The sequence below is a fragment of the Achromobacter sp. JD417 genome, from assembly GCF_041879325.1.
Taxonomy (GTDB): Bacteria; Pseudomonadota; Gammaproteobacteria; order Burkholderiales; family Burkholderiaceae_B; genus Achromobacter; species Achromobacter mucicolens.
On record NZ_CP087159.1, the window covers coordinates 1,740,530 to 1,755,568 of the forward strand.

Annotated in this window: 14 protein-coding genes; 8 read left to right on the forward strand and 6 right to left on the reverse strand. The window is 63.2% G+C overall.

Annotated elements, in window-relative coordinates; genetic code table 11:
- Positions 1 to 28: 28 nt before the first annotated feature.
- The 3 genes from ppa to LN047_RS08015 all read left to right on the forward strand — a co-directional run bounded on the left by ppa (position 29) and on the right by LN047_RS08015 (position 1,714).
- Entirely contained in the window at positions 29 to 559 is a 531-nt protein-coding gene (ppa, locus tag LN047_RS08005; protein ID WP_056322566.1) for an inorganic diphosphatase, read from the forward strand.
- A gap of 289 nt (positions 560 to 848) precedes the next feature.
- On the forward strand, positions 849 to 1,544 hold the full coding sequence (locus LN047_RS08010; protein WP_128827800.1) for a fumarylacetoacetate hydrolase family protein: 696 nt from the start codon (positions 849 to 851) through the stop codon (positions 1,542 to 1,544).
- A 38-nt stretch (positions 1,545 to 1,582) separates the two neighbouring features.
- Positions 1,583 to 1,714, forward strand: coding sequence for an entericidin A/B family lipoprotein (locus LN047_RS08015; protein ID WP_008164311.1), 132 nt, complete (start codon positions 1,583 to 1,585; stop codon positions 1,712 to 1,714).
- Between the two features lie 72 nt (positions 1,715 to 1,786).
- Here the strand turns inward: LN047_RS08015 and LN047_RS08020 are convergent, their stop codons facing one another.
- The 3 genes from LN047_RS08020 to LN047_RS08030 are packed head-to-tail and all read right to left on the reverse strand — an operon-like array spanning position 1,787 to position 4,465.
- The gene (locus LN047_RS08020) at positions 1,787 to 3,487 is read right to left on the reverse strand and encodes a PhoH family protein (RefSeq protein WP_175235415.1); all 1,701 of its coding nucleotides are present in this window, start codon (positions 3,485 to 3,487) and stop codon (positions 1,787 to 1,789) included.
- Positions 3,488 to 3,542: 55 nt separating this feature from the next.
- Entirely contained in the window at positions 3,543 to 4,007 is a 465-nt protein-coding gene (locus LN047_RS08025; RefSeq protein WP_062838474.1) for a peroxiredoxin, read from the reverse strand.
- Positions 4,007 to 4,465 (reverse strand): Mth938-like domain-containing protein, encoded by a 459-nt coding sequence (locus LN047_RS08030; RefSeq protein WP_142055794.1) that lies wholly within the window; start codon positions 4,463 to 4,465, stop codon positions 4,007 to 4,009. The genes LN047_RS08025 and LN047_RS08030 overlap by 1 nt, the downstream gene beginning before the upstream one ends.
- 233 nt (positions 4,466 to 4,698) lie before the next feature.
- Between LN047_RS08030 and alaC the strand changes: the two genes are divergently transcribed.
- From alaC to LN047_RS08050, 4 genes are all read left to right on the forward strand, one after another.
- A complete protein-coding gene (gene alaC, locus LN047_RS08035) occupies positions 4,699 to 5,886 on the forward strand; it encodes an alanine transaminase (RefSeq protein WP_056322579.1) in 1,188 nt (395 codons plus the stop codon).
- A 169-nt stretch (positions 5,887 to 6,055) separates the two neighbouring features.
- The gene (locus LN047_RS08040) at positions 6,056 to 7,360 is read left to right on the forward strand and encodes a homoserine dehydrogenase (RefSeq protein WP_056322581.1); all 1,305 of its coding nucleotides are present in this window, start codon (positions 6,056 to 6,058) and stop codon (positions 7,358 to 7,360) included.
- A 34-nt stretch (positions 7,361 to 7,394) separates the two neighbouring features.
- Complete coding sequence (gene thrC / locus LN047_RS08045) at positions 7,395 to 8,804, forward strand: threonine synthase (protein WP_373981469.1); 1,410 nt, start codon at positions 7,395 to 7,397, stop codon at positions 8,802 to 8,804.
- 178 nt (positions 8,805 to 8,982) lie between these two features.
- Positions 8,983 to 9,204 (forward strand): YgdI/YgdR family lipoprotein, encoded by a 222-nt coding sequence (locus tag LN047_RS08050; protein ID WP_056322589.1) that lies wholly within the window; start codon positions 8,983 to 8,985, stop codon positions 9,202 to 9,204.
- 94 nt (positions 9,205 to 9,298) lie between these two features.
- Here the strand turns inward: LN047_RS08050 and LN047_RS08055 are convergent, their stop codons facing one another.
- Positions 9,299 to 10,318 carry a class 1 fructose-bisphosphatase gene (locus LN047_RS08055; RefSeq protein ID WP_056322592.1) on the reverse strand — a complete coding sequence of 340 codons (1,020 nt, stop codon included), beginning with the start codon at positions 10,316 to 10,318 and terminating at the stop codon, positions 9,299 to 9,301.
- Between the two features lie 10 nt (positions 10,319 to 10,328).
- Entirely contained in the window at positions 10,329 to 13,034 is a 2,706-nt protein-coding gene (gene pepN, locus LN047_RS08060) for an aminopeptidase N (protein ID WP_373981470.1), read from the reverse strand.
- 151 nt (positions 13,035 to 13,185) lie between these two features.
- Between pepN and LN047_RS08065 the strand changes: the two genes are divergently transcribed.
- Entirely contained in the window at positions 13,186 to 13,821 is a 636-nt protein-coding gene (locus tag LN047_RS08065) for a DUF4136 domain-containing protein (protein WP_373981471.1), read from the forward strand.
- 90 nt (positions 13,822 to 13,911) lie between these two features.
- Here the strand turns inward: LN047_RS08065 and LN047_RS08070 are convergent, their stop codons facing one another.
- Positions 13,912 to 14,295, reverse strand: a complete 384-nt coding sequence (locus LN047_RS08070; protein ID WP_373981472.1) for an H-NS family nucleoid-associated regulatory protein — start codon at positions 14,293 to 14,295, stop codon at positions 13,912 to 13,914.
- Between the last annotated feature and the right edge of the window lie 744 nt (positions 14,296 to 15,039).

Below are 15,039 nucleotides of genomic sequence, written 5' to 3' on the forward strand. Positions count from 1 at the left end.
TATCCTTTCAGACAAACAAGGTTGAACCATGAGTCTTGATCGCGTCTCCCCTGGCAAGAAGCTGCCGGAAGACTTCAACGTCATCATCGAAATCCCCATGAACGCCGACCCGGTGAAGTACGAGGTCGACAAGGATTCCGGTGCAATCTTCGTTGACCGCTTCATGCTGACGGCCATGCACTATCCGTGCAACTACGGCTACATCCCCCAGACCCTGTCCGAAGACGGCGACCCCGCCGACGTGCTGGTCCTGACCCCGTTCCCCATCCAGATCGGCGCCGTCGTGCGCTGCCGCGCCATCGGCGTGCTGGAAATGGACGACGAGTCGGGCGGCGACGCCAAGCTGCTGGCCGTGCCGATCGAAAAGCTGTACCCCCCGTACCGCAACATCAAGTCCTACGAGGATCTGCCCGCGGAAGACATCTCCCGTATCCAGCATTTCTTCGAGCACTACAAGGATCTGGAAAAGGGCAAGTGGGTCAAGGTCAAGGGCTGGAAGGGCGTGGACGCCGCTCACGAGGAAATCGTGCGCAGCGCCGAGCGCTACACCAAGGGCTGATCGGGCTACACGCCAGCCGGCATCTTGCCGGCCGGCGCCTACCGGCGGCGCGGCCGCGACGGCCCGTGGCCTGTCGCCGCCGCGCCGTTGTCTTGCAGGCGCCCGTTCCGTGCGGCCCTCGCATTGGCCGCAGAAAGGGCTACACTCGCGAGTGCTTTTTCAAACGCCCGGCCGCCCAACAACAACAACGCCCCATCGCGGGGGCACAGGGCATGCCAAGCGCGCGCGGCGTCGGGGTAACATTTTTCCCGGATATTCCGGTCACGTATTTGTCATAGGTTGATAGCTCATGGACTACGTTTTGCCTCCCCAGCCGCCCGTCGCGGTCCCCGTTGCCGGCAGCGCCGCGCTGTTCCCCGTGCGCCGCGTCTATTGCGTCGGCCGCAATTACGCCGAACATGCCAAGGAAATGGGTTTCACGGGCCGTGAAGATCCGTTCTTCTTCTGCAAGCCCGCTGACGCGGTGCTGTTCGTGGCCGACGGCGAAACCGGCAAGATGCCTTATCCGCCCAAGACTTCCAATCTGCACTACGAGATGGAGCTGGTCGTGGTGCTGGGCAAGGGCGGCCGCGACATCCCCGTCGACCAGGCCAACGAATGCGTGTGGGGCTATGCGCTGGGTCTGGACATGACCCGCCGCGACCTGCAAGGCGAAATGAAGAAGCAGGGCCGCCCCTGGGAAATCGGCAAGGCCTTCGATCAGTCGGCGCCGCTGGGCCCCATCCACCCGCGCAGCGTGGTCGGCACGCTCGACAAGGGCGCCATCTGGCTGGACGTCAACGGCGAGCGCAAGCAATCCAGCGACATTTCGCAGATGCTGTGGAATATTCCGGAAAGCATTTCTTATCTGTCGGGCCTGTTTGAACTGCAGCCCGGCGACATCATCTTCACCGGCACGCCCGAGGGCGTGGGCGCCGTGCGCCAAGGTGACGTGATCACTGGCGGCGTCGAAGGCCTGGGCGAACTGCGCGTGCAGATCGCCTGAGCGCAGGCGCTTTCATTTTTTCATTTTGGAGTCACAGCATGCGCGGCAAGATTGTGCTGACTGCCTTTGTCGTGTTCGGCTTCGTGCTGGCCGGTTGCAATACCGTCGCCGGCATGGGCAAGGACATGTCCCGGGCAGGCAATGCCATCACCAACGCAGCCGACAAATAATCGGCGCGCGGTAGTGAAAAAAAGCCCCTTGAGCGATCAAGGGGCTTTTTGTTTGCCGTTGCTGGAACCAGCCTAGAGCACGTCGCCCGCGTAGTCGGCCAGGCGGGAGCGCTCGCCGCGTTGCAGCGTGACGTGGCCCGAGTGCGGCCAGCCCTTGAAGCGGTCGACCACAAAGGTCAGGCCCGAACTGCCTTCCGTCAGGTAGGGCGTGTCGATCTGCGCGATGTTGCCCAGGCAGATCACCTTGGTGCCGGGGCCCGCGCGGGTCACCAGCGTCTTCATCTGCTTGGGCGTCAGGTTTTGCGCCTCGTCGATGATGAGGTACTTGTTCAGGAAGGTGCGGCCACGCATGAAGTTCAGGGATTTGACCTTGATGCGCGAGCGGATGAGGTCCATGGTGGCCGCGCGGCCCCAGTCCCCGTTGCCTTCGCCTTCGCCCATGTTCAGCACGTCGAGGTTGTCTTCCAGCGCGCCCATCCAGGGCAGCATCTTTTCCTCTTCGGTGCCGGGCAGGAAACCAATGTCTTCACCGACGGGCACCGTGACGCGCGTCATGATGATCTCGGTGTAGCGCTTGGTTTCCAGCACCTGCGTGATGCCCGCCGCCAGCGCCAGCAGCGTCTTGCCCGTGCCGGCCTGGCCCAGCAGCGACACGAAATCGCATTCCGGGTTCATCAGCAGGTTCATGGCGAAATTCTGCTCGCGGTTGCGCGCCGTAATGCCCCAGACGTTGTTCTTGCCGTGGGTGTAGTCGCGCAGGGTGGCCAGCACCGCCATTTTTCCGCTGACTTCGCGCACTTGCGCGTACAGCGGCATCTGGCCTTCGAAGTAGACGAACTGATTGACGACGAACTGCGAGCACAGCGGGCCGTGGATGCGGTAGAAGGTGGTGCCGCCCTGTTGCCAGGATTCGACGTCCTTGCCGTGCTTGTTCCAGAAGTCTTCGGGCAACTGCATCACGCCCGAGTACATCAGGTCGGAGTCTTCGAGGACATGGTCGTTGAAGTAGTCTTCGGCGGCCATGCCCAGCGCGCGCGCCTTCAGGCGCATGTTGATGTCCTTGGACACCAGCACGACCTCGCGCTGCGGGTATTTTTCCTGCAGGGCGCGCACCACGCCCAGGATCTGGTTGTCGGCCTTGCCCATCGGCAAGTCCGAGGGCAGGGTGCTGTGGATGGCCGTGGTCTGGAACATCAGGCGGCCCGTGGCATCCTTGTTGCCCAGCTTGGCCAGCTCAAGGCCTTCGTCCAGTTGCGTGGCGTCCTGCACCAGCGAGTCGAGCGACCGGCTGACCTGGCGCGCGTTGCGCGCGACTTCCGACATGCCCTTTTTCTGGTGGTCCAGTTCTTCCAGCGTCATCATCGGCAGGAAGATGTCGTGCTCTTCGAAGCGGAAGAGCGAACTGGGATCATGCAGCAGCACGTTCGTGTCCAGCACGAACAGCTTGCGAGGTTCATTCTGGGCGCGCGCCTTGCCGCGCTTGGCGGGGGCGGGCGCGGCCTTGGCCTGCTGGCGCGCCGGGGCGCGAGCGGCCGGCGCTGCGGGGGGCGGCGCCTGGTGAGCGGGCGACGGCGTGTGGGCCTTGCGTGCCGGCGCCGCCAGGCCTTCAAGTTCTGGCTGTACCAGCAGTTCGTCCTCGTCTTCGGCGAGGGCTGCCTGGGTGTTGGACCGCGCAGCGGCAGTCTTGGTGGTGCGGGCCTGCGCCCGGGCGGATTCGCCCGAGGGGAAGGTCAGGATGGCTGCGGGGCGGGTAGGCAACTTCGGAAGCGGCATATGCGTCACTCTCCTGTTTGGGCCGGCTATAGCGCCTGACGGGTTTCCTGTGCGGCTAACCGATGCTTTTGGCGGCTTGCAGGACTTCCTTGGCGTGGCCCGGGACCTTCACCCCGCGCCACTCCTGCACCAGCACGCCATAGGCGTCGATCAAGAAGGTGCTGCGTTCGATGCCGCGCACCTGCTTTCCATACATGTTCTTCTGCTTGATGACGCCGAACAGATTGCAGACGGTTTCGTCGGCGTCGGAGATGAGAGGGAAAGGAAGCTCGTACTTGGCCTTGAAATTCTCGTGCGACTTCAGCGAGTCGCGCGAGATGCCGATCACGATTGCGCTGGCCGACAGGAAGTCGGCGTGCAGATCGCGGAAATCCTGGCTTTCGGTGGTGCAGCCGGGCGTGTTGTCCTTGGGGTAGAAATACAGGATCACGGCCCGCCCCTGGCATTGCTCGAGGCTGATGGGGCCGATCGTGCTTTCGGCGGTGAACAACGGGGCGGGTTTGCCTATGCTCGGCGTCATTAATTCGTGGCTCCGTGGGGAGGGATGAGGGCGACGACCACGCGCCGGCCTTCAGCCATCAGGATGTTGTAGGTGCGCGAGGCAGCGTGGGTGTCCATGGTTTCGACGCCGATGCCGATCGCCAAAAGGGGACGCAGCACGTCGGGACGCAGGAACTGTTGCTTGCCGCCGGTGCCCACCAGCAGGACTTCGGGGGCGTTGGCCGGGCGGCTGGGCGCGGCTTCCGGGGCATCCAGAAAATCCAGGGGATTGCGGGCGGGCTCGGACAATCCGGCTGCCAGGAGCAAGAGGGAGGAGGTAATGTCGGCCGTCGACTCAACAGGCCAGATGGTCACTTCGCCTTCGGGGCCGAAAGCGACCGAAGAGGAAAAACGTACCTGGTTGACCTCGATGTAGCCATCGCCGTAGGCGGTGACAGTGTTTAGAGCGGCCGTCGCAGGATCGGTATGCAGCTTCAATAAAAACTCCGGCTTTACGTGCTTGATAATAGCGCATCGGACACGCCGCATGTTGCAACGTATCCACGGGGAAAAAGGGGCATTTTTGCCCCATTTGCCGCCAAGGCGTCGTTGCGCTAGATTACAGGGTTTTGCTGCGCTGCAATCGTGAGCTGGCGCGGCTCAGAGCCCCTTTCCCCTTCGCGCGACCGCGCCCTGGTCTTTTTGCCTTTTCGCCCCTAAGGATTCCCATCATGAGGAAGTTCTCTCGCATCGAGCGTTTGCCCCCGTACGTTTTCAACATTACCGGCGAGCTCAAGATGGCGGCGCGTCGGCGTGGCGAAGACATCATCGACATGTCGATGGGCAATCCGGATGGGGCGACGCCCAAGCACATCGTCGACAAGATGGTGGAGGCGACCACGCGTCCCACCACCCACGGCTATTCGGTGTCCAAGGGCATTCCGCGCCTGCGCAAGGCGATCTGCGACTGGTACCAGCGCCGCTACGCGGTCGAGTTCGATCCTGACTCCGAGGCCATCGTCACCATCGGCTCCAAGGAAGGCCTGGCGCACCTGATGCTGGCCACGCTGGACCGCGGCGACACCGTGCTGGTGCCCAATCCCAGCTACCCGATCCACATCTATGGCGCCGTCATCGCGGGCGCCAACATCCGTTCCGTGCGCATGACGCCGGGCGTCGACTTCTTCGAGGAACTGGAACGCGCCGTGCGCGAATCCATCCCGAAACCCAAGATGATGGTGCTGGGCTTTCCCAGCAACCCGACCGCGCAGTGCGTGGACCTGTCGTTCTTCGAGCGCGTGGTGGCGCTTGCCAAGGAACACGACATTCTCGTCGTGCATGACCTGGCGTATGCCGACATCACGTTCGACGGCTATGTGGCGCCGTCCATCATGCAGGTGCCCGGCGCGCGCGACGTCGCCGTCGAGTTCTTCACGATGAGCAAGAGCTACAACATGGCCGGCTGGCGCATCGGCTACATGGTCGGCAACCGCGAGCTGGTCAACGCGCTGGCTCGCATCAAGAGCTATCACGACTACGGCACGTTCACGCCGATCCAGGTGGCGTCCATCGCCGCGCTGGACGGCCCGCAGGACTGCGTGAGCGAAATCGTGGCGCAATACCAGAGCCGCCGCGACGTGCTCGTGCGCGGCCTGCATGAAGCAGGTTGGAATGTGGAGATTCCCAAGGCGTCCATGTACATCTGGGCGCAGATCCCCGAACCCTACCGGGCGATGGGCTCTTTGGAATTTGCCAAGCGTGTCCTGTCGGATGCGAAAGTGGCCGTGTCCCCCGGGATCGGCTTCGGCGAGTATGGCGACGAATACGTGCGCTTCGCGCTTATCGAAAACGAGCAGCGCACGCGTCAAGCGGTGCGCGGCATCAAAGATATGTTCCGCAAGGACGGATTGCTGAAGTGATGGACGCCCACCCCCGCAGCGCTGCGCGCTTCCCCCTCTGAGGGGGCATGCCTGCGGACCGGCGGAGCCGGATCCGCGGCATCGCGATCGGGTGGCAACAGCTTCGTGCACAGGATTATGGAGAAGTGAAATGAATTCCCCTCAACGCCCGCCCGCAGAGGGCGGCGCGATGAAACCCATGAAGGTGGGTCTGCTTGGTCTTGGCGTGGTTGGCGGCGGCACGTGGACCGTGCTGTCCCGCAACGCCGAGGAAATCGCCCGCCGCGCTGGCCGCCGCATTGAAGTCACCCGCGCCGCCGTGCGCGACGTGGAAAAGGCGCGTGCCCGCGTGGGAGACTCCATTCTGGTCGACACCGATGTGCACGCGCTGGTGCGCGATCCCGACATCGACATCGTCGTGGAGCTGATCGGCGGCGACACGCTGGCGCGCGAGCTGGTGCTCGAAGCCATCGCCAACGGCAAGCATGTGGTCACGGCCAACAAGGCCTTGCTGGCCAAGCATGGCAACGAGATCTTCGCCGCCGCCTCCGAACGCGGCGTGATGGTGAACTTCGAGGCCGCCGTCGCGGGCGGCATCCCCATCATCAAGGCGATCCGCGAAGGCCTGACCGCCAACCGCATCCAGTGGGTGGCCGGCATCATCAACGGCACCACCAATTTCATCCTGTCCGAAATGCGCTCGCGCGGGCTGCCGTTTGCCGACGTGCTGGCGGAAGCGCAACGCCTGGGCTACGCCGAAGCCGACCCCACGTTCGACGTGGAGGGCGTGGACGCGGCGCACAAGCTGACGCTGCTGGCCTCGCTGGCATTCGGGGTGCCGGTGCAATTCGACCGCGCCCACATCGAAGGCATTTCGCAACTGGCCGCCGAAGACATCGAACACGCCGAGCGCCTGGGCTATCGCATCAAGCTGCTGGGCATCACCAAGCGCCGTCCCGACGGCATCGAACTGCGTGTGCATCCGGCGCTGGTGCCGTCCGAGCGCCTGCTGGCCAATGTCGAAGGCGCGATGAACGCGGTGCTGGTCAAGGGCGACGCCGTCGGCCCGACGCTGTACTACGGGCAGGGCGCGGGCGAAGAGCCCACCGCCTCGGCCGTCGTGGCCGACCTGGTCGACGTGACGCGCCTGCACACCGCCGATCCGGGCAACCGCGTGCCGCACCTGGCCTTCCAGCCGGATGCCATGTCGGACACCCCGATCCTGCCGATCGAACAGGTCAGCACGTCGTACTACCTGCGCCTGCGCGTGGACGATCAGCCCGGCGTGCTGGCGGACATCGCCCGCATCCTGGCCGACCGCGGCATTTCCATCGGTTCGATGATCCAGCAGCCGTCGCACATCGGCGGCGCCGACATCATCTTCCTCACGCACGAAGCCGTCGAAGGCAACGTCAATCAGGCCATCGAGCGCATCGAGTCGCTGCCGTTCGTGCGGTCCAAGGTGACGCGCCTGCGCGTGGAGAACCTGACGTGATCGGGGGCGCCCGGTGCATCGTGGAGCAATTGACATGAAATACATCTCTACGCGCGGCGGCATGGCCCCGCTCGAATTCTCCGACATCCTGCTCGAAGGCCTGGCGCCCGACGGCGGGCTGGCGGTGCCGCAGACGCTGCCGCAGGTTTCCGCGGAAACGCTGGAATCGTGGCGCGGCCTGTCGTATGCCGATCTGGCCTTCGAAGTGCTGTCGTTGTTTGCCACGGACATCCCCTCGGACGACCTGCGCCGTCTGACCCGTGCCGCCTACACGCCGCAGATCTTCAACAGCGAGGACATCGTTCCGCTGCGTCCGCTAGATGGCGGGCTGTCGCTGCTGGGCCTGTCCGAAGGTCCGACGCTGGCTTTCAAGGACATGGCCATGCAGTTCCTGGGCCAGGTCTTTGAATACGTGCTCTCCAAGCGCGGCACGACGCTGAACATCGTGGGCGCCACCTCCGGCGACACGGGCTCGGCCGCTGAATACGCGCTGCGCGGCAAGAAGGGCGTGGCGGTGTTCATGCTGTCGCCCCACGGCCGCATGAGCGCCTTCCAGCGCGCGCAGATGTACTCGCTGCAAGACGAGAATATCCACAACATCGCCGTGCGCGGGGTCTTCGACGAAGCCCAGGACATCGTCAAGGCGCTGGCCGGCGATCTGGCCTTCAAGACGAAGTACCGTCTGGGCGCCGTCAATTCGATCAACTGGGCCCGTATCGCCGCCCAGGTTGTCTACTACTTCCATGGCTGGCTGCGCGCCACCGAGCGCGCGGGACAAGAAGTGTCGTTCGCCGTGCCGTCGGGCAATTTCGGCAACATCCTGTCGGGCCACATTGCCCGCAGCATGGGTCTGCCCATCCGCCGCCTCGTGCTTGCCACGAACGAGAACAACGTGCTGGAGGAGTTCTTCCGCACGGGCGTGTACCGTCCTCGCGCGGCCGCGCAGACGTACGCCACGTCCAGCCCCTCGATGGACATATCGCGCGCGTCGAACTTCGAGCGCTTCGTGTTCGACCTGACGGGCCGCGATACCGACCGCGTGAAGGAATTGTGGACGACGATGGCGCGCGATGGCGCGTTCGACCTGTCCGACATGAAGGACCAGTTCGAGTCGCGTTATGGCTTCGTGTCGGGCGCCAGCTTGCATACGGATCGCCTGGCCACGATCCGGTCCGTCTACGACACCACCGGCGTGCTGGTCGACCCGCATACCGCCGACGGCGTGAAGGTCGCGCGCGAATTCGTCGAGCCAGGCGTTCCCATGCTCGTGCTGGAAACCGCGCTGCCGGCCAAGTTCTCCGAGACCATCGAGGAAGCGCTTGGCCGTCCGGCCACGCCGCCGGGCAACCTCGCTGACCTGGAATCGCTGCCGCAACGCGTCGAAGTCATGGACTGCAGCGAGGCCGCCGTACGCCGTTTCATCGAGACACACGCCAAGGTGTAAGCACGATTGCGGCTTGTGTACGGTTGCAACCCCTCCCAGGCAAGTCCTGCGAGGGGTTTTTCATTATTGGGGTCGGGGACGATTACGTTCTTATGCATTTTGCCGACAACCCGACACGATTTCGGGGAGCGATTCGGATAGAGTGAAATCACCTATTCAACACTCGGAGAACACAACCATGAAGCTGAAGACCATGACGTTGGCCCTGGTGATGACCGGCGTTGGTGTGCTGGCCGGATGCTCGTCGCCCTCGGTTATTCACCAACGCGACGGATCTTCGACCGTAGCGCCCGACGAGCCCGATTACGACAAGAAGTCGGGCATGTATGAGTACGAACAGAACGGCAAGAAAATGCAGATCAACAAGGACGACGTGAAGTCCATCGAAGAGGTCAAGTAACGCAACCCCTGCTTGCCTGTACCCTTGAAAAAAAGCCCCCGGCCATGACGGCCGGGGGCTTTTGCATTGGCGCGCCGAAAGCGCGGCGGGTGTCTTACTTGCCCGCGTCTTCGGCGTGATAGCGGCCCACGCGTTCGACTTCGTTTTTCGAGCCCAGGATGACGCTGACGCGCTGGTGCAGCGTGTCGGGCTGGATGTCCATGATGCGCTCGACGCCGTTGATGGCCGCGCCACCGGCCTGTTCGATCAGGAAGCTCATGGGATTGGCTTCGTACATCAGGCGCAGCTTGCCGGCCTTGCCCGGCTCGCGCGCATCCCACGGGTACATGAAGATGCCGCCGCGGGTCAGGATGCGATGCACGTCAGCCACCATCGAGGCGATCCAGCGCATGTTGAAGTCCTTGCCGAGCGGGCCGGTCGAGCCGGCCAGGCAGTCGTCGATGTAGCGCTTGACCGGGGCAGCCCAGTGGCGCTTGTTCGACATGTTGATGGCGAATTCCTTGGTGTCTTCCGGCACGCGGATGTTCTCGTGCGTGAGCACCCACGAGCCCATTTCGCGATCCAGCGTGAAACCCACGACGCCGTTGCCGATGGTCAGCACAAGCATCGTCTGCGGACCGTACACCGCGTAACCGGCCACCACCTGCTTGTTGCCCGGTTGCAGGAAGTCGGCTTCGCAGACGGGCGCGCCGGACACGTCGTGCGGCGCATGCAGCACCGAGAAGATTGTGCCGATGGAGACGTTCACGTCGATGTTCGACGAGCCATCGAGCGGATCGAACAGCAGCAGGTATTCGCCCTTGGGGTAGCGGTTCGGGATCAGATGGATGGTTTCCATCTCTTCCGACGCCATGGCCGCCAGGTGGCCGCCCCATTCATTGGCTTCCAGCAGGATCTCGTTGGACAGCACGTCGAGCTTCTTCTGGACTTCGCCCTGGACATTCTCGCTTTCCAGGCTGCCCAGAACGCCGCCCAGCGCGCCCTTGCTGACCGCGTGGCTGATGGCCTTGCAGGCGCGCGCCACGACTTCGATGAGCAGGCGCACTTCCGGCGCCAGGGCTTGGGCGGAGCGTTGCTGCTCCACTAGGTATTGAGTGAGTGTTTTACGTTTCAAAAGGATCTCCCTATGCAGCGAATTCTAAAGCCTTGGATACGATTTCCTGGACGTTGCGCGACAGGCCGTCGTGCTGGCGCACCTTTTCAAGCGCGGCCTGCATGGGGGCGCGCAGCGCCGGGACGAAGCGAGACCAGTTGTCGAGCGCACGCGCCAGCCGCGCGGCGATCTCCGGATTGAGCGCGTCCAGCGCCAGCACCTGCTCCGCCCAGAACGTGTAGCCCGAGCCGTCCGGCTGGTGCATGCCGCGGGCATTGTTGAGGCAGAACTGGAAAATCAGCGCGCGGGCGCGGTTCGGGTTGCGCAGCGTGAATGCCGGGTGCTGCATCAGCTCGCGGGCGGTCTGCACCGTGGTCGAGCGGGCGGTGGCCTGCAGCGCGAACCACTTGTCCACCACCAGCGGATTGGCGCTCCATTTGGTGTAGAAAGCGGCCAGCGCCTCTTTCGGGTAGTCGCCTTGCCCGAAGTTGATCAAGGCGGCCAGCGCGGCCATGCTGTCGGTCATGTTGCCGGTGGTGGCGTACTGCGTTTCGGCAAGGCGCTGGGCTTCGGGCTCGCCAGCGGCCATCAGGTGGCTGAGCGCCAGGTTCTTCAATGCGCGCATGCCGGCGGGAATCGGCGCGGGGCTATATTCGCCCGGCGTCTGGTTCTCGTCGAAGGCGCGGCGGAATTCGGCATGGAGCTGACGGCCGAGTTCGGCGCGAAGGAAATCGCGTGCCACGGCCAACGCAGGCGGATCGACCTGCTGCATGCGCTCGGCCAGCGTCTTTTCCGAAGGCAGCGCCAACGCGCGCGCACGGTACGCGGCGTCCAGGGCGGGATCGGTCAGCAACGCGCGCCAGGCTTCGATGAAGGCGGCATCGGCCTGCAGCGGGCGGCCCGCCTGGCTGGCGTCGGCCAATGCAAGAATCTGGCGGGTGGCCAGTTCCTGGCCGGCTTCCCAGCGTGCGAACGGATTGCCATCGTGCGCGGACAGCAGCGCCAGTTCCTCGTTGGACCAGTCGTAGTCCACAATGACCGGCGCCGAGAAGTCGCGCAGCAGCGAGGGCACGGGGCGGTCGGCGATGTCTTCGAACACCCATTGCTGGCTTTGCGTGGTCAGTTCCAGCAGGGCGGTGTCCACGACCGCGCCGTCCTGACGCAGCGGCAACGCGTTGCCTTCACGGTCCAGCAAGCCGATCGCAAACGGAATGTGGAAGGGCGCTTTCACGTAGTCGGGGCCGGCCTTCTTTTCGACGCCGACCGGCGGGCAGGCCTGGGTAAGCGTCACCGTGCAGCGGCGGGTGGCCGCGTCGTGGTCGAGCCTGACCGTGACGCGCGGCGTGCCGGCCTGCCGGTACCAGCGGCGGAACACGGACAGGTCGCGTCCCGGGTGCTGCTTGACGTAGACGGATTCCATCGCGGCGACGAAGTCGTCGCACGTGACGGCCTGGCCGTCGTGGCGGCGGAAGTATTCGTCCATGCCTTCGCGGAACCCGGCCTCGCCCAGCAGCGTGTGCTGCATGCGGATGACCTCGGCGCCTTTCTCGTACACGGTGGCCGTGTAGAAGTTGCCGATCTCCTGGTAGCTCTCGGGGCGGATCGGATGCGCCATGGGGCCGGCGTCTTCCGGGAACTGCGCGGCGCGCAACGCGACGACGTCGTCGATGCGCTTGACGGCGCGGGCGCTGGCCGCGGCGGCCGCGTCCATGTCGCGGGCCATCATGTCGGCGCTGAATTCCTGATCGCGAAAGACCGTGAGACCTTCCTTCAGGCTCAGTTGGAACCAGTCGCGGCAGGTGACGCGGTTGCCGGTCCAATTGTGGAAGTATTCATGCCCGATGACCGACTCGATGCCTTCGTAGTTGGCATCGGTGGCGGTTTCGGCGTCGGCCAGCACGTAGGCCGCATTGAAGATATTCAGGCCTTTGTTTTCCATGGCTCCCATATTGAAGTCATGGACGGCCACGATCATGAAGCGGTCCAGATCCAGTTCGAGACCAAAGCGGCTCTCGTCCCAGCGCAAGGAACGCACCAGGGAATCCAATGCCCATTCGGTTTTGGTTTCGGAACCCGGGTCGCTGTAGACCTGCAGCAGCACGTCCCGGCCGCTGACCGTCTTGACCGTGGTTTCGCGATGCGTCAGGTTGCCCGCGACCAGCGCGAACAAGTAGCAGGGCTTGGGGAACGGATCTTCCCACTCGACTTCATTGCGGCCGTCGGGCAATTGGCGCGAGGCGATCAGGTTGCCGTTGGACAGCAGCACGGGATACTCGGGCTGCGCGCGCAGCGTCACGCGGTAGCGCGACATCACGTCGGGACGATCGGCAAACCAGGTAATGCGCCGGAAGCCCTCGGCCTCGCATTGCGTGAAGAAATTGCCGCCAGACACATACAGGCCCATCAGCGTGGAATTGGCGGAAGGCTTGCAGCGGCTGACGATTTCAACGGTGGCATCGGCGGGCAGGCCGCGCAGCGTGAGCGTGTGTTCGGTCAACTGGTAGCTGGCCGCGGGCAGCGGCTCGCCATTCACGCCTACCGACACGAGTTCCAGCTCTTCTCCATCCAGGATCAGAGCGGCGTCAGCGCTGGCGTCTTGCCTGCGCTGCACGTGCATCGTGCAACGCACTTCGGTCGCGTCTGGCGCGAGATCGAAGGCGAGGGCGACTTCAGGAATTTCGTAGGGGTAGGGCTGGTAATCCTTGCGGTATACGGTAACGGGCGTGTCGGTGCGCATGGGGATTTGCAGTCCTGTATGAACAAGAAGGCTATTGTAGTGGCTGGCGGTTGAGCGGTACCTTGGGCGTACGGGCTAGCCTGAAAACTTTTGGCAAGCGCTTATGTCAAAGCTCGTTATGATGGCGCCGTCGCGCGAACAGGAGTCTCAAATGTCCAGGATGTCTTGGATTAGCAGTCTGGGCCGATGGGCCGGTATTTTTTCGGTGCTTGCAGCCATGATGCTGACAGGCTGCGCCGCGCCCACCGTCTCCGCCCGTGTGACGTCGTTTCAGCAATGGCCAACCGGTGTCGAGGGCCAGACCTACCAGTTTGTTCCTGCCGACCCATCCCAAATCAATAATCTGGAATATCAGTCATTTCAGGATATGGTGCGCGCGGGGATCGGGGCCACGGGACTGGTCGAGGCGCGCCCTGGCGTGAAGGGGCGGTTTGATGTGTCGTTCCGCTATGGCACAAGCCAGACGCAGGTGATGGTGCGCCGTCCGTACGACCCGTATTTCTACGGCGGCTACGGCGGCTTCTATGGGCCGGGCCCCTGGGGCATGGGCGCGGGATTCTGGGGGCCTGACTGGGTGGACGTGCCCATGGTCGTCCAGCGCAATTCCCTCTCGCTCTTCATTCGTGATACCCAGAACGGCGGCGCGGAAGTTTACCGCTCGACGGCGTTCATATTGAGCGAGCGTGACGATTTGATTCGCACCATGCCCTATCTGGTGCGTGCCATATTCGACAATTTCCCAGGCAATAATGGCGCTGAGCGCGAGATTCAATTCCCGGCACGTTGACGAAAGCAGGCGCCTCGCGGCGCCTGCTTAAAATAAAAAAGCGGCGCACCATCATGGTGCGCCGCTTTTTTTCTTACTGAAGAATAGGTTTTATTCCTTGATAAGAAAACTCTCGCGGGTGGCGCCGCCGGCTTCTTCAGCGGCGAGCCAGCGCGGCGCCTTGCCGCGGCCACTCCAGGTTTCTCCGGTTTGCGGATGGCGGTACTTGGGCGCGACGGCGCGCTTGTCGGCGCCGGCTGCGCGGGCGGGGCCGCCGGCCTTGCGGCGGCCACCGGTGGCGGCGCGCGCGGGCTTGCCTGCGCCGTAGGCGGCGATGATCTCGTCAGGCGTAATGTCGTACTCGCGCATCGACGTGATGATGGAGGTGATGACCGGCTTGCGGCGCTTCGTCTGAAGGACTTCCGCCTTCTTCTGGAGCTTGTTGATTTCCTTTTCGATCTTTGCTTGCAGAGCTGCGTAGGTTTCTCGGGCCATGTTTATTCCTGATTATGGAACTGCTTTAATCGCCGGCGAAGTTATGTTTAATTGTTGTGCCTCGCATAATACAGAATTTACGAGGTGGTATCTCAATTGTCGGACTAATTACTTTGTATCAAAAGCGCCACCGGCTCTCCGCTTTGCGGCTGCCCGCCATTTCCATCAGTTAGGAAGGAAAATCTTAAATTTGGGACAAACTGAAACAAGCGCTTGCTTGGTTAACGGGCGGGCGGTGCGGGCCGCCAATTGTCGGACAACCTTGTAATGACGGGCCTAGCGTGTGATTGGCCGGCATTGCATGCCCGATCATCCTGGACGAGGGTGCGTGCAATGCGCGTCAAATGCCGCAATTTTCTTCAGGCGGGAAATCGTCGCGAAAGCGGGTGCCATACATTATGGCTTTGCACCCCGCCCGCGGTGATATACCCGGGCGCCATGGTGTTCCGTCCCCGAGTTTTCATTTTGCCGTCAGGTCTTACGACAACACGAAAAGTTCCAGTCTTGCCATTCGGTCTGAGCACAATTGCTTAACTTGATACGTAATTAGGTACTTAACTTGATACCCAGTATGCCGTCTCCATCTATGTCGGCAAGATAATGCGAGACCATTTTGTCCCGCATTTGCCGCTGCGGTAAGCCGCGACTTTTGGCGTTTGCCGGGACGCCGGGCCCGTGTCGGCGGTACGATACGGTCTTGAGCGCCATGACGCGCATGCACGGCCCCGGTGCCGTTCCTGAACT